This is a genomic window from Pantoea sp. EKM10T (assembly GCF_011800685.1).
GTDB classification, from domain to species: Bacteria; Pseudomonadota; Gammaproteobacteria; order Enterobacterales; family Enterobacteriaceae; genus Pantoea; species Pantoea agglomerans.
This window is the reverse complement of the sequence record NZ_JAALEU010000003.1, coordinates 43,663-59,726: the sequence shown is the minus strand read 5'-3', so window position 1 is coordinate 59,726 and position 16,064 is coordinate 43,663. Positions and strand designations below refer to the sequence as shown.

General features: G+C 54.5%; 14 protein-coding genes. 6 read left to right on the top strand and 8 right to left on the bottom strand.

Features of this window, described 5'->3' with window-relative positions:
- Positions 1-45 precede the first annotated feature (45 nt).
- The 4 genes from HFD95_RS06740 to HFD95_RS06725 all read left to right on the top strand — a co-directional run bounded on the left by HFD95_RS06740 (position 46) and on the right by HFD95_RS06725 (position 3,762).
- The gene (locus HFD95_RS06740) at positions 46-627 is read left to right on the top strand and encodes a TetR/AcrR family transcriptional regulator (protein ID WP_029519282.1); all 582 of its coding nucleotides are present in this window, start codon (positions 46-48) and stop codon (positions 625-627) included.
- A 53-nt stretch (positions 628-680) separates the two neighbouring features.
- Entirely contained in the window at positions 681-1,784 is a 1,104-nt protein-coding gene (locus HFD95_RS06735) for an alkene reductase (RefSeq protein ID WP_167429992.1), read from the top strand.
- A gap of 54 nt (positions 1,785-1,838) precedes the next feature.
- Positions 1,839-2,582: an SDR family oxidoreductase gene (locus tag HFD95_RS06730; protein WP_167429991.1), complete on the top strand. Its 744-nt coding sequence runs from the start codon at positions 1,839-1,841 to the stop codon at positions 2,580-2,582.
- 406 nt (positions 2,583-2,988) lie between these two features.
- A complete protein-coding gene (locus HFD95_RS06725) occupies positions 2,989-3,762 on the top strand; it encodes a hypothetical protein (protein ID WP_122459900.1) in 774 nt (257 codons plus the stop codon).
- Between the two features lie 103 nt (positions 3,763-3,865).
- On the opposite strand, the gene HFD95_RS06720 is transcribed toward HFD95_RS06725, so the two are convergent.
- Both HFD95_RS06720 and HFD95_RS06715 read right to left on the bottom strand, forming a co-directional pair.
- The gene (locus HFD95_RS06720) at positions 3,866-4,192 is read right to left on the bottom strand and encodes a hypothetical protein (protein WP_010670656.1); all 327 of its coding nucleotides are present in this window, start codon (positions 4,190-4,192) and stop codon (positions 3,866-3,868) included.
- Positions 4,193-4,376: 184 nt separating this feature from the next.
- Positions 4,377-5,447, bottom strand: a complete 1,071-nt coding sequence (locus HFD95_RS06715) for a LacI family DNA-binding transcriptional regulator (RefSeq protein WP_167429990.1) — start codon at positions 5,445-5,447, stop codon at positions 4,377-4,379.
- A gap of 265 nt (positions 5,448-5,712) precedes the next feature.
- Between HFD95_RS06715 and HFD95_RS06710 the strand changes: the two genes are divergently transcribed.
- Positions 5,713-6,975 (top strand): maltoporin, encoded by a 1,263-nt coding sequence (locus HFD95_RS06710; protein ID WP_022624645.1) that lies wholly within the window; start codon positions 5,713-5,715, stop codon positions 6,973-6,975.
- Between the two features lie 83 nt (positions 6,976-7,058).
- Here the strand turns inward: HFD95_RS06710 and HFD95_RS06705 are convergent, their stop codons facing one another.
- The 6 genes from HFD95_RS06705 to HFD95_RS06680 all read right to left on the bottom strand — a co-directional run bounded on the left by HFD95_RS06705 (position 7,059) and on the right by HFD95_RS06680 (position 14,470).
- The gene (locus tag HFD95_RS06705; protein ID WP_010259145.1) at positions 7,059-7,382 is read right to left on the bottom strand and encodes a glucose PTS transporter subunit EIIB; all 324 of its coding nucleotides are present in this window, start codon (positions 7,380-7,382) and stop codon (positions 7,059-7,061) included.
- Positions 7,383-7,724: 342 nt separating this feature from the next.
- The gene (locus tag HFD95_RS06700) at positions 7,725-9,800 is read right to left on the bottom strand and encodes a beta-galactosidase (RefSeq protein WP_167429989.1); all 2,076 of its coding nucleotides are present in this window, start codon (positions 9,798-9,800) and stop codon (positions 7,725-7,727) included.
- A gap of 41 nt (positions 9,801-9,841) precedes the next feature.
- Complete coding sequence (locus tag HFD95_RS06695) at positions 9,842-11,035, bottom strand: glycosyl hydrolase 53 family protein (RefSeq protein ID WP_167429988.1); 1,194 nt, start codon at positions 11,033-11,035, stop codon at positions 9,842-9,844.
- A 3-nt stretch (positions 11,036-11,038) separates the two neighbouring features.
- A complete protein-coding gene (locus tag HFD95_RS06690; RefSeq protein ID WP_010259151.1) occupies positions 11,039-11,890 on the bottom strand; it encodes a sugar ABC transporter permease in 852 nt (283 codons plus the stop codon).
- Positions 11,891-11,900: 10 nt separating this feature from the next.
- Positions 11,901-13,208: a carbohydrate ABC transporter permease gene (locus HFD95_RS06685; protein WP_029519279.1), complete on the bottom strand. Its 1,308-nt coding sequence runs from the start codon at positions 13,206-13,208 to the stop codon at positions 11,901-11,903.
- 41 nt (positions 13,209-13,249) lie between these two features.
- Positions 13,250-14,470: an extracellular solute-binding protein gene (locus HFD95_RS06680; RefSeq protein ID WP_010670651.1), complete on the bottom strand. Its 1,221-nt coding sequence runs from the start codon at positions 14,468-14,470 to the stop codon at positions 13,250-13,252.
- Between the two features lie 313 nt (positions 14,471-14,783).
- On the opposite strand from HFD95_RS06680, the gene HFD95_RS06675 reads away from it, so the two are divergent.
- Positions 14,784-15,914 (top strand): ABC transporter ATP-binding protein, encoded by a 1,131-nt coding sequence (locus HFD95_RS06675; protein WP_371815227.1) that lies wholly within the window; start codon positions 14,784-14,786, stop codon positions 15,912-15,914.
- Positions 15,915-16,064 lie beyond the last annotated feature (150 nt).

Below are 16,064 nucleotides of genomic sequence, written 5' to 3'. Positions count from 1 at the left end.
AAGTTACTAGACGACCGGTCAGTTTTTCACTAGAGTGTGCACATTATGAAAAGAAACGTGACAGATATGCGGCAGCACATCATTGATGTGGCCAGGGCGATCATTACTCATAAGGGCTACAGCGCCGTCGGGATTTCCGAGATTGTAAAAGCGGCGGATATCCCAAAAGGCTCGTTCTATTACTACTTTCCGTCGAAGGAAGCGTTTGCAGAGGCGCTGCTGGAGCACTACTTCAGCCACTATTTGCTGGAAGTAGAGCATCAGCTAGGCGGAACAGGAACGGCGAGAGAGCGACTGCTGCGCTATTTTACCTTCTGGAAAACCACCCAGGGCGCAGACCTGCCTGAAAGTAAATGTCTCGTGGTCAAGCTGGGGGCGGAAGTCTGCGACCAGTACGATAACATGCGGCATGTGCTGGCAACGGGCACCCATGAAATTGTGCTCAAAATTGCCGCCTGCCTCCGGCTCGGTCAGGAAGATGGCTCCCTGCCCGCCGTAACGGATGCCACTGAACTGGCAGAAGAACTCTATCAGCTCTGGCTGGGGGCTTCCCTGATGGCGAAAATCCACGATCCTGACAAAGCGTTCAGTCAGGCAATGAACGCAACAACACGGCTACTTGGGTAGCCGGTTTTTTTTATCCATTTACTAGACGACCGGTCAACTATTAAGAGGTTTATATGACTGACAACAGTACCCGTACCGATTTATTCTCACCTGTTTCGATGGGCAGCCTTCAGCTGTCAAACCGCATTGTCATGGCACCGGTCACGCGTAGCCGTTACGGTGAAAAGGGTGTGCCTGATGAACTCCATGCTACCTACTATGCACAGCGTGCCGGGGCTGGCCTGATTATTTCTGAAGCCACCAACATCTCTCCGCAGGGACGCGGCTATGCCGCTACGCCGGGGATATGGAGCGAAGAGCAGGTGGCTGGATGGAAAAAAGTCACTGATGCGGTTCACGCTAAAGGCGGCAAAATCGTCTGCCAGTTATGGCACGTGGGCCGTTTTTCAAGCGTGGAACTGCAGCCTGAGAGCCAGCGTCCGGTTGCACCTTCTGCTATTAAAGCTGATGGACAGACTTACACCGTAAACGGTTTTGTGCCGGTATCGACGCCGCGGGCGCTGGAAACAGAAGAAATCCCCGGCATTATTGAGCAATATAAACGTGCAGCTGAAAATGCCCTGCGTGCCGGTTTTGACGGCGTTGAGGTGCACTCCGCCAACAGTTACCTGCTCGATCAGTTCCTGCGTGATTCCACCAATCACCGTACTGACGCCTACGGTGGCTCTATTGAAAACCGCGCCCGCCTGACGCTGGAAGTGACAGAAGCCATCATCAACATCTGGGGCAATGACAAAGTCGGTATCCGCCTCTCTCCGGTCACGCCTGATGCCGGTAACACCCCGCCAGACAGCAATGTTATGGCGATGTACGGCTACCTCATTCAGCAACTTAACCGGTTCAACCTGGCTTATCTGCACTTCGTTGAAGGCGCGACGGCCACCTCTCGTGATGTGCCTGCCGATGTGGACATGGACGCGCTGAGCGCCCAGTTCAACGGTCCGTTTATTGGCAATAACAACTATGACCTTGAGATGGCCATCAGCCGCCGCAACGCCGGAATTATTGATGCGGTTGCCTTTGGACGCCTGTTCATCTCCAACCCGGATCTGGTTAAGCGTCTGCGTTACGGTGCCGCGCTGACCATCGCGCCGAAAGAAGCCTATTACGGCGGTGGTGCAGAGGGTTATACCGACTGGCCGGAAGCCAGCTACTGATAACGGTTTATGGCGGGTGACTACCCGCCCCTTTCACCAGAAGGAGAATTAAAAATGAATTACCTGCAACAGAAAACAGCCATTATTACGGGTGCATCCTCCGGGATTGGTGCGGCTACCGCGCGGGAACTTGCGCGTCATGGCGTGAATATTGTGGCGGCAGCACTGGACCAGAATGGCCTCGATACGCTGGTACGCCAGATAGAAGCTGAAGGGGGACGCGCTGTCGGCCTGGTAACCGATGTAACGCGTCTGGAAGAAACCCAGGCGCTGGTGAAGTTCGCCAGTGACACCTTAGGCTCGGCAGACATACTGATTAACAATGCGGGCCTGATGCTTTTCTCAAGCTGGAGTGACGTTGCCTGGGAAGAGTGGAACAAAATGGTCGACGTCAATATCAAAGGCTATCTGAACGCCATTGCCTCTGTGTTACCCGTTATGCTGAAGAAAAATGAGGGACAGATCCTGAATATGGCATCGGTTGCAGGTCATCAGGTTGATGCGGGTGCAGGGGTTTACAGTGCAACAAAATTCTTCGTCCATGCCATGACAGAATCGATGCGCAAAGACTTAGGGGTTAATAACGGGATACGCGTCAATACCATCAGCCCTGGCGTAATCAATACCGGCTGGGCCGATAAAGTCGGCGATCCTCAGGGCCGTAAAGTGGCTCAGGAACTCAATAAATTAGCCATCAGCCCACAGGATGTGGCTAATGCGGTGGTATATGCACTTAATCAGCCGCAGAACGTTACCGTCAACGACCTGATCGTTTCTCCCACCAGACAAAACTGGTGATATCCGGATAAGAGCGTCGGGGTTGCTATGCCATCCACCCTGCCCCGATGCTGATTATCAGGGCAATACTACCCCGGCATGGCTCGCACGCCCTGATGCTACTTTTTCTGCAATTTTTACCTGATTAACCCGCCGGGCTATCACTCGTTGCATCGCCTGAAAATTAAGAAGAAAACAGAGTAACTCAGAATTAATTCTTATAGGTTAACAGGGGAAACATCCCAAACACTGCACTCCGACAGGGCAAATATTACATTAAATCATAGGGTAAATGCCGGTTTAGCGAGTGACAAGCTGTGATCAAAATTCCTGTCATAGTTTTCTTTAGCTTAACCTTTTCTTAAGATTAATCTTATAACATCGTCTCTGTATTAGCCCATGTTGGGCTGTTCCGGAGCATCACCCTATGCAAAATAACAACACAGCTTCTCACTCTCTCAGTAAAGTTCCGGCCGTTACCGCGGCTTTCTGGTTAACCAAAATCGCTGCGACTACCCTGGGTGAAACCGGCGGCGATGCGGTGACCATGTCGATGAATCTCGGTTACCTGACCGGGACATTGATTTTCGCCATCATCTTTCTGGTCGCGGTGGTGGTGCAGATAAATCGCCACAGTTTCAACAAATGGATTTACTGGTTCACCGTGGTGGCCACAACCACCGTTGGCACGACGATGGCAGACTTTGCCGATCGCTCACTGGGCATAGGGTATTTAGGGGGCACCGTGCTGCTGAGCACCCTGCTTATCCTCTCGCTTTTCCTGTGGAAAATCACCTGCGGTACAGTCGCGGTCAGTTCAGTGAGCAACGGCGTCACAGAGAGTTTTTACTGGGTCACTATTATGTTTTCACAAACCCTGGGCACGGCCTTAGGTGACTGGACGGCAGACACTGAAGGGCTGGGCTACGATGGCGGGATCCTGCTGTTTGTTGGCGCGCTGGCAATCATCTGGGCGGCCAGTCGCTTCACATCACTTTCGCGTACGGGGCTCTTCTGGGCGGCCTTTATCCTGACCCGACCACTGGGTGCCGTGGTCGGCGACTTTCTGGACAAACCCCTTGCCTCAGGCGGACTCGCGCTAAGCCGCTACGGTGCCTCACTGACGCTGGCGCTAATCATCATCGCTCTTCTGGTGATACTGCCCCAGCGTCCGGCAATGAAGACCGCCACGGCGAGTTAAAAGACGTTACTGGCAGATTTACAGATAACGCATCGACTTAAACGTAATCAGGGCCGCCAGCGATGGCGGCTTTTTTTTATTATCTGATGCGTAACAGGCTACATCAGACAGAGCGCTCAAAGGAGACGATTTGACCATCGGGTGCAGCAGCGAGTACCGGCAGACTCTCTGCAGGCTCCTGCATTTTCACCCGAAACGCCGTGTTGCTGGCATCAAGGAAAACGGTTCTCAGATGACGGTTACAGATGAACCATATTTCATCGCGGTCATTTGAAAGAATGTAGTAAGCATCTGATGTTTCAGAGGGGTTAAAACAGCCCAGCGCGCGATAAGCCGTCTGCGGGGTAAAACCGCTGGAAAGCGGCAGTGGCCTGGGGCCATGCGCTAACTCTTCAATCCTGAGGTAAAGCCCCTGTTCAAGCCACAACATAATGTCACTCCCTGAGAGTAGAGAAACCGGGCTGAACGTGTCGGCTGCATTACCGCGAAGCAGAATGCCCGTTCACTGACCGATTTAGTGATCGGATAATTTTCCGACGTGCAGAATCGTTATCCTGATCTGAGCATAGCAGCGGCGCGTTCTTATGCTTTTTTTATCTGCTTGCGGTGCTCTGCTACTCAAGACGACTGGCGAGCAGCCGCAGCTGCTCAGCAATCTGCTTCAGATCACGCTGCTGCTGACCGGCGATACCCGTCGAGCTGCGTACCACCAGTTTTGCCGGAAGGATTGAAGAGGAACGCTGCTCATCCTGCTCACTGGCTAACAACAGACGCGCGACCGCCTCTTTGCCCTGTAAATCAAGATCGAGCGACACCGTGGTCAGCGCCGGATGGAAGAAGGCACTTTCATAGGCGTCATCGTAGCCAATCACCGAAATCTGCCCCGGCACCGCTACCCCGCGCTGATGCAGCGCGCTCAGCACACCCAGTGCCATCTGATCATTTCCCACCAGCAGCGCGCTGAACTCCGGCGCTTCACGCAGCAGTTGCAGCACGCCGTTGTAACCACTTTGCGCATCCCAGTTACCGTGGCTGACGCTGACCGGCTTCAGACGATAGCTCTCCAGCGTATCCAGCCAGCTCTTTAACCGCAGATTGGCAGAAACGGACTCCTCTGGCCCGGCCAGCAGAGCAAATTCCCGATGCCCCTGCTCATAGAGATATTTGACACTGGCACGGGTGCCGTCAGCCGGGTTAAAAGAAACGTTAAACACCGCACTGTAGGGATCAACATCAAGAAACAGACACAGGATATCGTCGTTCTCCTGCACGATCCGCTCCGCATCACTGCTCTCCAGCGGGACGTTGATAATCACCTTATCCACGCGCTGCGACTTCAGCTCATTGATACAATTCTGCAGACTTTGATTGACGTTCTCATCAATCATGGCGATCAGCACCTGATAGTCAGCGGCATTGGCATATCGTTTAACCGCAGCGGCCACCTGCGAAGGAGCATGCAACGCCAGCGATGTGGTCACCAGACCCAGCGTTGTGCTCTGCTTACCCACCAGCTGTTGCGCAAGTCTGTTTGGCACGTAGCGCAGGGTTTCAATAGAGTTCTCCACCTTGCGTCGCGTTGATTCTGAGACGTTTGCCGACTTATTCAAAACCCGCGAAACCGTCTGATAAGAGACGCCAGCATGGCGGGCGACATCCTCTAAGGTGGCATTTTTTGATTTCATAATTCGCATCCCTGATTACCGATGGCGGAATGGTATCACAGCAGCCGAATAAGCCAGGTTACCGCAGTCACATTGCGCAAATAAAAAGTAAAAGTCATACCTTCACATCACGAGATTTGGTGATCTGATTCACTAATCGTTACAAATACCGCCACTTTATTTGCACTGCATCACACATTATCGCGATTTTGTTTGTCACTCATCTGACAAAAAGCGTTAACTGCCGCTGTCATGTGAACGTATTACAAATAAAATTGAGGATAACATGGAAACAAGGTTACGTACTGCTGCTGTGGCGCTCGCTGCGGCCCTGACCTCCCCGACGCTCTATGCTGCTATCGACAACATTGATTTCCATGGCTATCTGCGTGGTGGCGTTGGCGTATCGCAGGATGGCGGTATTGAAGAGTATCAAAAGAACAAGATTGGCCGTCTCGGCAATGAAGCCGACACCTACGGCGAGGTTGAGCTGGGCAGCGAAGTCTACAAAAAGGATGACGTCAGTTTTTACGTCGACACCATGGTCAGCATGTTCTCCGACGGTTCTAACGATAACGAAACCACCTTCGGTGACGATGCGCAGTTTGGTTTGCGCCAGCTCAATCTGCAGATTAAAGGGCTGGTGCCGGGTGACAAGAATGCGGTGATCTGGGGCGGTAAACGTTACTACCAGCGTCACGATTTGCACATCATTGATACCAAATACTGGAATATCTCCGGCTCCGGTGCGGGTATCGAAAATTACACTCTGGGCCCGGGCGCGATCTCCTTTGCCTGGATCCGTGGCGATGCCAATGACGTCGATTACCGGGTCGATGGCGATAACGACGTCAACATTAACTACCTGGATCTTCGGTATGCTGGCTGGAAACCGTGGAGCGGCGCCTGGACCGAGTTTGGTATTGATTACGCCATGCCGAATACGACTAAAAAGCAGGAAGAGTATGGTGGCCTGTATGATGCGGAAAACGGCGTTATGCTCACCAGTGAAATCAGTCAGGATATGTGGGGCGGCTATCAGAAACTGGTGTTCCAGTACGCTAACAAAGGCCTGGCACAAAATATGATTTCACAGGGCGGTGGCTGGTATGACATGTGGAACGATACCCGCGATGCCACCGGATACCGCGTAATCAATACCGGCCTGCTGCCGATCACCGACAAGTTCTCCCTGAATCAGGTCTTTACCTGGGGTTCAGCGGATGACGTCACCGCGCAGACCAGCAAAAGCACCCTGCTGTCGCTGGTGGGTCGAGGTCAGTATCAGTTCACGCAGTATGTCCGCGGCATCGGCGAAGTGGGTAGTTTCTGGCAGAAAGATGAGAACAAAGTGGGCAGCGACTACAAACAGGCGGGTCAGAAATATACGCTGGCGCTGGGTCTTGCAGCCGGTCCCGAATTTATGTCACGCCCGGAACTGCGTCTGTTTGCCTCTTATCTGAATGACTCAGAAGACGGACACAGTTTCCAGGACAACACCAGTAACAACACCTGGAACTTCGGCGTACAGGTCGAAGCCTGGTGGTAACCAAGCAGTCTCCTCATTGTGATCATTGTTAAGCTCTTATGCAGGGGCTTATTTGGATAACCGGCGACGGTTATCCATTTTTTTTACTCCGGCTGAAGCGGCTTAAAGAATCGGGCTTCCAGCAACTGACGCAGCTGATCGGATTGCGTACCAAAGATGGCATGAACTTCCTGCCCCAGAATCACCACGCCAATCGCCCCCGCCTTCTGTAATCCTGCCGTATCTACCGCCCTCAGCGATGTCACTTTCACCCGCAGCCGGGTTAAACAGGCGTCCACCTGCTGAATATTTTCACGCCCGCCAAAGCACTCTACAAGACGCTCCAGCAGCGCACTGTCAATCTCAACCTCTTCCGCCGTCAGCGGCTGCCGACTGAAATATTGCTTAAACGATTTCAGACTCACCATGTTGTTCTCCTCCAGATAATAAAAAGGCGGGCTGCTGCCCGCCACTCACGACTGATAAACGAAAACGAGGGGGAATGGCTTCAGGGCACTCACAGAAAATACACTCTTCCTGCCCTCAAACCCTATTCCTCCGCCACAAAGTCCGCAATTAAAGCCGGTCCAAAACTTCCAACAGACAACTCCCATGCGCAAAGCGATGGGGGCCAGTACCTGTAGCAAAGCATCACGGGCCATGGATGGCCCGTGTTGAGCTGGCAGGGATGCCATCTTTTGCGTCTTTGCGGAAGGTACTGGCCCCCTGAGCCGATGCTAAACCTGCCAGCAAACGGCATTAAACTAACGTCAAAGGCTTGCGCCTTCAGTTAGCGGCACACTCAGAACGCGACATCCCCACGGCGCCAGCACCAGCGATTCCCCCACAACCGAGCCATCGATCAAATCGCTGAGCCCAGCAGGCAACGACAGCTGCTGCACCTGACAGGTAAAATTCTGCACAAAAAGAAACGCCTGTTCGCCATCAGTGCGCCGCTGAACAACCACGCCCGGTGGCAGATCAATCGCCAGCGCGCGTGGCAACGCCAGCTGCTTAATCAACGCACCATAAAAATCCCGCTGGAACGACAGATCATTACGCGACGCGATATACCAGGCTTTGCCCTGACCCACGCGATTCACCGTCACCGCCGGGGTACCGGCATAAAAATCGCTCTCATAGCTGGCCAGCGCCGTTGCCCCTTCCAGATGAATATGCTCGCAAAGCTCTCGCGCCTGATAAGGCCCACTCAGACCCAGCTCATTGCCGCGCACCCCGCGTACACCATTAAACTCCTCATCAGTCAGACTATCGATCTCTTCTGACCAGATGCCGAGCAACGGCCGCAACGGCCCCGGGAAGCCACCGGGATAACACAGATCGCTCTCATTCACGATGCCGCTCCAGTAGCTGGCAACGAAATGCCCGCCCTGCTCAAGATGCTGTTCCACCCGCGCCGCAAAACCATCCCGCACCATATACAGCATCGGCGCAATCACCAGATCGTAACCGCTGAGATCGCAGTCGCCGTTAATCACATCCACCGCCACGCCCTGCTCCCAGAAAGCACGGTAGTGCTCGTTCACTGTGCGCTCATAATGCAGGCCGAGATTGCGCGGCCCCTGCGCATTATCCATCGCCCAGCGACTCTCCCAGTCGAAAATAATCGCCACCCGCGCCTCAACCCGGCTGCCCATCACCGGCGTCATCGCGGCCAGCATCCGGCCCAGCTCACTCACCTCACGACCGGTGCGCGTATCAAGATGACCCACATGATCGACCACCGCGCCATGAAACTTCTCGACCGAACCCCGGCTCTTGCGCCACTGAAAATATTGCACCGCGTCCGCACCATGGGCCACCGCCTGCAGTGACGACAGAATATGCATCCCCGGCTTCTTCAGCTTGCTGGTCGGCTGCCAGTTGGTGGCGCTCGGCGTCGACTCCATCAACACGAAAGGCTTGCCCTGCTTCAGGGTGCGCATCAAATCGTGGTACATCGCGGTATAACAGGCGAGCGTGGTCTCATCCTTCTCGTTATGCCACATCGGGTAGCTATCCCATGAGATAAAATCGAGCACCGGTGCCAGCTTCCAGTAATCGTAGTCGTAGAAATATTCCATAAAATTGGTGGTCGCAGGCAGCTCGGGATTGGCCTGCTTCAGCGGTTTAATCTCCTCACGACAGAAGTCAGTAACCTGATCGGTCATAAACCGCCGCCAGTCCAGATTCAGACCGTGAATCGACATCTCACCCTGTGGCGCTGGCGACACAATCTGTGACCAGTCGCTGTAGGTATGGCTCCAGAAATCACTCCACCAGGCGAGATTCAGGTTCTCCAGCGTCTCATAACGGCGCTGCAACCAGCTGCGAAACGCCTGCTGACAGCGATCGCAATGACATTCTCCGCCATATTCATTGGAAATATGCCAGCCGAGCACCGCCGGATGATGCGCATAGCGCGCCGCCAGCCGGCTGTTCATCGCCTGCACTTTCTGGCGATACACCGGCGAGGTCATGCAGTGGTTATGACGACCACCATGCAGAGCCGGCACGCGATCGCGCCCCACACGTAATACCTCCGGGTAAGCCTGCGACATCCAGGCTGGCCTGGCCCCACTTGGGGTAGCAAGAAACACAGAAATCCCCTGCAGCCAGAGCGTATCAATCACCTCATCCAGCCAGCCAAATTCATAGCGCCCCTCCTCCGGCTCCAGCTTCGCCCAGCTGAAAATACCCACCGACATAACGTTGCAGTTCGCCTGCTTCATCATCATTACATCGTCATCAATAATGCCCGGCTGGTGCGCCCACTGTTCCGGATTGTAGTCAGCACCATGCAGCAGCCGGTTAACCCGGGCGCTGAGCGGGGGAAATTTATTCATACCTGTTCCTCAGAGGTAGACATCAGCATTTGCGCTAATGGTTAATGAAAAACCTGCAGCGAAGGCAGCGCCTTGCCGTGACAGTCAAACAGCGCCTGGTTTTCGCGGGCGTTACCCTGTTTCCATTCGTCGTGGATATATTTCATGCCAGCGGGCGTCGCCCAGGTATTGCCGGGCGCAGGGATCCACGCCGGTTCCCAGTAGACGACACCCTTGCCGCGATGGTCCGGCACCGCCAGCACCGCTTTAATCAGATCGTGCAGATAAGCCGCCTGGCCTGCTACGCTGCCGGGATAGCCGCCCGCCTGCTCCTCTTTGGCCTGGAAACTGTTCTCCGCGCTATCGCAGTTTTCCAGCGTGTAGCCGTAGGCCGCTTCCACCACCATCACGTCTTTGTCATAGCGCCGGGAGATATCATCCATGTTGGCTTTCAGGGCGCTGATGGGGCCGTTCCAGTAGGTGTACATCGACAGGCCAATCACATCGAATGGCACATCACGCTTAACGATCTCGTCAAACCACCAGCGAAACGTGTCGTTCTTTGTGCCCTCAGCCAGGTGCAGCATGATCTTCACCTGATTCGGGTCGCTGAGATTCTCACGCACCCCGCTGATCCCGGCTTTCAGCAGACCGGCCAGCCGATCGAACTCACCGCCGTTCTGGCCCCAGCTTTTGCCTTCCGGCCAGAGCATGCCACCGTTGAGTTCATTGCCAATCTGCACGATATCCGGCATCACACCTTCCGCTTTGAAACGGGCGATGGTGTCGCGGGTGTAGTCATGAACCTGGGTTTCCAGCTGCGGAAAAGGCAGCGACTGCCAGGCTTTGGGCTTGAACTGCTTGCCTGGGTCTGTCCAGAAGTCGCTGTAGTGGATATCCAGCAGTAGCTTCAGGCCCGCCGCTTTAACGCGCTTCGCCAGCGCCAGCGTGGTCGTCAGATCGTTGCCACCACCACCGTAGGTCTGACCGCTGCCGTCGCGGGGATCCACCCACAGCCGCAGCCGTATGGTATTGATGCCGCTGGCTTTCAGGATGGCGATGGCATCCTGCTGCTGGTTATCTGCGTTGTAGAATTTCGCACCCTGCTTCTCCAGTTCAGCCAGCGATGAGATATCCGCACCTTTGATAAAATCGGCTGGCCACGGCCCGGCAGAGCCGATGACAGGCTGATCGGCGGCGAGCAGCGGTGTCGCCCAGGCCAGCGCCAGGGCGAGAATCAATGTTTTTGGCGTCATGATTTATCCTTTAGTACTGCCTGAGGCCAGGCCAGAAACGAAGTATTTCTGCAGGGCCAGATAGAACACCGCCACCGGCACGGCGATCAGCACGGCACCGGCGGCATAGGTGGTGTAGCTGGCGCCCATTTTTTGCGACACCAGGTTATAGAGGCCAATCGGCAGCGTGAACTGCTCTGGCGTTCGCAGAATGGTGCTGGAGAGGATGAAATCACCCAGCGGCCCGGTGAATGAGAACAGCGCCACTACCGCCAGAATCGGCTTCGACAGCGGCATAATGATCTCAACAAAGATGCGGAAGTTGCCCGCACCGTCCATGCGCGCCGACTCATCCAGATCTTTGGGAATCGAGTCGAGATAACCCTTCATCAGCCAGGTGTTCATCGGGATCATCCCACCAACGTAGATCAGCACCAGCGCCAGATGGCTGTTGATCAACCCCAGCAGCTGCGACAGCACGAAAATCGCGATCAGCGCCGAAAACTGCGGGATCATCTGTAACAACAGAAACAGCATCAGTCCGTTCTGCCGCCCCTTGAACCGAAAACGGGAAAAAGCGTAGGCGGTACAGCTGACGCTGATTAACGTCAGCACCATGGTCAGGAAACTGATTTTCATCGAATTCCAGTACCACGTCAGGTAAGGCACCGTGCCATTGAACAGGTCGCGGTAATGCTGCAGCGACGCATTCTCCGGAATGATCGAACTGCTGAGCAGGCTGTTACCTGCATTCAGGGATGCTCCTACTGTCCAGACCAGCGGATAGATAATGATGGCCGAGACAGCCAGCACCACCAGCCAGGTCAGCGACAGGCGTATCCACCTTTCGCGTTTAATACTGCCGGACTTCGCCATAACTGCTTCCTTACGCCATCTCATCTTGTTTAAACGACCGGGTCGCGCGGAACTGCCACAGCGCCAGACCTACCACGAAAATCGACAGCAAAATGGTGATAGTGGCGGCGATAGCATATTGCGACGACGACATGGTGAGCTTGTAGATCCACGACACCAGGATATCGGTTCCTCCGGCATTCGACCCCGCCACCGCCGGACCGCCGTTGTTAAACAGATAGATGATGTTGAAATTATTAAAGTTGAAGGTGTATTGCGTGATGATGATCGGCGCAATGGCGTAGAGCACCAGCGGCAGCGTGATGGTTTTCAGCCGCGTCCAGGCGCTGGCACCGTCCATGATCGCCGCCTCATAGAGATCGTCAGGGATCGCCTGCAGGACGCCGGTAGTCATCGCAAACACAAACGGGAAACCGAGCCAGGTCTGCATCATAATCAGCGCGGTTTTGGTCCAGAATGGATCGGTCATCCACGCTTTAGGTGCAATGCCAAAGAAGTCGAGAATAGCGTTGTTGATCACCCCAAAGCTGTCGTTGAACATTCCGGCGAAGACCAGAATGGTGACGAAGCCCGGCACCGCCCACGGCAGGATAAAGATGGTGCGGATCAGCGGCTTAAAGCGCAGGTCCTTCTGATTGACCAGAATCGCCAGCATGACGCCCACGGTGCACTGCAGCGTGGTAGCGAGCAGTGTCCAGACCACCGTCCATTGCAGCACATCAAAGAAGGTGGAGCGCCAGATCGACAGAGTAAAAATGTTGATGAAGTTTTTGAACCCCACCCAGTCCACCAGCTTCGCCGGAGGCGTGTGATAGAGGTTGTAGTTGGTGAAGGCGATGGCGAAACCGAACAGAATCGGAAACACCACTACAAACACCAGCAGAATAAAGCCTGGCGAAATCATCAGATAGGGGAAGCCATCGCGCAGCAGTAACTGATACTGCTGGCGCACGCTGTTCAGCTTCTGGCCCTTGTCGCGCCTGACGCCATTGACCCAGGCGTCGCGCATTGACACTCCCCAGACCGCCACGCCGAAGGCGGCAATCAGTACGCTGATAATGCCCTCTGCCAGCAGAAAAATGGAGTTATCACGCGGCACCGATTCGCCCAGCGTATAGAGCCCCCAGAATCCCTCACGCAGAAAATCGTGGAACACGCCGGTAAAACTGCTGAGCAAAATCAGAAAACAGAGCCCTTTAGCCCACTGGCGGTGGTAAAACTGGCCGAAGCCAGGCAGCAGTGCCAACAGCGCACCGGTGGTCGCATGACGACGCGGACGCTTAGCCGTCACCAGATTTTCATCGGAAGATATAGCCACACCCTGATCCTTATCCTGTACGGTTATCCCGTGAACCTGCATTACTGGTTACTGGCCTGCATCGCTTCAATCTGCATGGTGATCTGCTTCACTGCATTATCCAGTGCCGCTTTTGGCTCCTGCTTGCCGGATACGCTCAGCTCCAGGGCAGCATTGGCTGGCCCCCACACTTCCTGCATTTCCGGCACGCCAGGCATCGCTGACGCACGCGCCGCCTGCACCGCGACCGCGTTGGCCTTCTCATCGTCTTTGATAATCGGATCGTTCATCAGCGCGGTGACCGGTGGGATCTCCTGGGTTTTCTGATAACGCTCTTTCACGTACTGCGGCTGGTTGATGAAGGTGAGGAACTTCTGCGCCAGCGCCTGATCTTTACTCCAGGTAGAGACCACATAGCCTTTGACGCCCAGGAAGGAGCTCATCGGCTTGCCGTTAGGCAGCAGCGGCAGCGGTGCCACGCCATAGTTGATTCCGGCAGCCTGATAAGGCTGGAATGCCCACGGCCCATTGATCACCGCCGCCGCTTTTTTCTCGGTAAACAGCGAGTCGATGGCGTTGAGGCCGTTGTCGCCCATGATGCCACCTGGCAGCAATCCTTCACTGAAGAAGCGCTTGAGATAAGTCACCGCTTCCACGCTGCCTGGGGTGTTCAGACCAATATCCTGAGTGTTAATGGCGCCTTTGGCGTCTTTGCCAAAGATGTAAGAGCCCATCGGAGCCATCACACCCCAGCTGTAATAAATCTGGTCAAACTTAGCGAGCAGGCCATACTGCTTCGCCTCACGCTGCTTCTGAGAGAAGGCACGGTATTCCTCCAGCGTTTTCAGTGGCGACGGCAGCAGATCTTTGTTGTAGATCAGCACCAGCGTTTCCACCGCTTTGGGTACGCCGTAGACCACACTGTTCTGTGTGAAAGCCGCCATTGCTGAGGGGGTGTAAGCACTCTGCTCTGCCGCATCAATTTTTAGCGGTGCCAGTAATCCCTGTACGACCGCGCTACCGAGCTGGTCATTAGGGATCACCAGGACATCCGGGCCAATACCCGCCGGGCCATCAAGACGAAGCTTCTCAATCTGCTGTGCAAACGGCATCTCCTGAACTTTCACTTCAACGCCGAACTGTTTCTGAAAATCGGCGATCGCCGTTTTGATGCCGTCTGATTTTTTAATGTCTTCCCAGACGGTAAGTTGCTGAGCGGCCCAGGCGGATTGATTAAGCATCAATGCGGAAAGAAGTAGCGTAACGCTAATTTTGATTTTCATTACTGGCCTCGTGTGAAGGTATGACATTTTAAGCTGTCATTTGCTGATGTTCTTTTTTCAGGCACATGCTGAACAAGGAATTATTGAGCATATGAAGTGTGGATAACGTATCGCATTTGAGCCATAAGCTACGCGGAATGCGTACCGCGCTCCAGCCCGTTCGCATCAATGTGTGATCGCTATTACAGAAATCAAAATCAGCGGTAGGGCGCACTCTGGCGGAACGATATAGTCAGCGCAGGCACCATCAGGGCTGACGTGTAAAAAGACAAACTGTTATACGTCGTACATTTTAGCCGCCAAACCCCTTGCCATGAGGATCAGCATGTCCAGCATCAGATTGAGAAACGTCACCAAACGCTTTGGTAAAACAGAAACGCTGAAAAATATCGCGCTTGATATTGAGGCCGGTGAGTTTGCGGTCTTCGTCGGTCCGTCAGGCTGCGGTAAATCCACACTGCTGCGGCTGATCGCCGGGCTTGAAGAGATCAGTGACGGTGAGATTTTGATTGGTGATGAGGTCATGAATGATGTCGCACCCTCGCACCGCGGAGTGGCAATGGTGTTTCAGTCTTATGCGCTTTACCCGCATATGACGGTGGCGGAAAATATCGGTTACGGACTGAAGGTGAACGGCCTGCCGAAAGCGCAGATTCAGCATCAGGTAGAGATGGTGGCGAAGACACTACAGCTTGCGCATCTGCTGGATCGTAAACCAAAGCAGCTTTCCGGCGGTCAGCGTCAGCGTGTCGCCATTGGTCGCGCAATTGTGCGAAATCCCCGGGTGTTTATGTTTGATGAGCCCTTATCGAACCTGGATGCGGAGCTGCGTGTCGATATGCGGCTGCACATTGCGAAGCTGCACCAGGAGCTGAAAACCACCATGGTCTATGTGACGCACGATCAGACGGAAGCAATGACGCTGGCCGATAAGATTGTGGTCATGAACTACGGCAAGGTTGAACAGGTGGGTTCACCGATGGCGCTCTATTACAACCCGATTAACCGCTTTGTCGCCGGTTTTATCGGCTCACCTAAGATGAACTTCCTGCCTGCGCGCGTGGAGCAGTGCGGCCCTGCTGGCCTGGTCGTCCTGATCAATGACGGCGAACATCGGCTGCAGCTCCCCTCGCCCATCCGCCAGTTGCAGCCTGGTGATGAGATCACGCTGGGTATCCGGCCGGAGCAGTTGCAGATCAACGGCGATGCGCCACTGAATATCAATTTCCACTGCGAAGTGGTCGAGCGACTTGGCAACAACACCTATCTGTTTGGTCAGAGCCACGGCCACGACGGCTTCAAGATGCTGCTGCCCGGCGATGTGCATTTCCGTCCTTATCAGACGCTGCGCCCCACCTTCCATCCGCACCATTGCATGGTATTTGATGCTGAAGGTGCTCGTATCAGCGCGGATATAGCGATGCCGCAGGTTCGCGCAGCCTGAAGTAGATGTTTGCATAAAGTTAACGAGAGGCCGGAGACGGCCTTTTCTGTTTTCAGGCCTGGCATAACGCCTGAAGAAAGAGGTCAGGAAAGGGGTTTGCGGGCAAGCCGTGATGACGCGCAGACGCGTCAGCCTGAGCATTGTTCAGAC

What these genes read in the sequence shown, in the direction of transcription:
- HFD95_RS06740 (WP_029519282.1), top strand. Translation starts at nt 46, where the DNA reads ATGAAAAGAAACGTGACAGATATGCGGCAGCACATCATTGATGTGGCC.
- HFD95_RS06735 (WP_167429992.1), top strand. Translation starts at nt 681, where the DNA reads ATGACTGACAACAGTACCCGTACCGATTTATTCTCACCTGTTTCGATG.
- HFD95_RS06730 (WP_167429991.1), top strand. Translation starts at nt 1,839, where the DNA reads ATGAATTACCTGCAACAGAAAACAGCCATTATTACGGGTGCATCCTCC.
- HFD95_RS06725 (WP_122459900.1), top strand. Translation starts at nt 2,989, where the DNA reads ATGCAAAATAACAACACAGCTTCTCACTCTCTCAGTAAAGTTCCGGCC.
- HFD95_RS06720 (WP_010670656.1), bottom strand. Translation starts at nt 4,192, where the DNA reads ATGTTGTGGCTTGAACAGGGGCTTTACCTCAGGATTGAAGAGTTAGCG.
- HFD95_RS06715 (WP_167429990.1), bottom strand. Translation starts at nt 5,447, where the DNA reads ATGAAATCAAAAAATGCCACCTTAGAGGATGTCGCCCGCCATGCTGGC.
- HFD95_RS06710 (WP_022624645.1), top strand. Translation starts at nt 5,713, where the DNA reads ATGGAAACAAGGTTACGTACTGCTGCTGTGGCGCTCGCTGCGGCCCTG.
- HFD95_RS06705 (WP_010259145.1), bottom strand. Translation starts at nt 7,382, where the DNA reads ATGGTGAGTCTGAAATCGTTTAAGCAATATTTCAGTCGGCAGCCGCTG.
- HFD95_RS06700 (WP_167429989.1), bottom strand. Translation starts at nt 9,800, where the DNA reads ATGAATAAATTTCCCCCGCTCAGCGCCCGGGTTAACCGGCTGCTGCAT.
- HFD95_RS06695 (WP_167429988.1), bottom strand. Translation starts at nt 11,035, where the DNA reads ATGACGCCAAAAACATTGATTCTCGCCCTGGCGCTGGCCTGGGCGACA.
- HFD95_RS06690 (WP_010259151.1), bottom strand. Translation starts at nt 11,890, where the DNA reads ATGGCGAAGTCCGGCAGTATTAAACGCGAAAGGTGGATACGCCTGTCG.
- HFD95_RS06680 (WP_010670651.1), bottom strand. Translation starts at nt 14,470, where the DNA reads ATGAAAATCAAAATTAGCGTTACGCTACTTCTTTCCGCATTGATGCTT.
- HFD95_RS06675 (WP_371815227.1), top strand. Translation starts at nt 14,784, where the DNA reads ATGAGGATCAGCATGTCCAGCATCAGATTGAGAAACGTCACCAAACGC.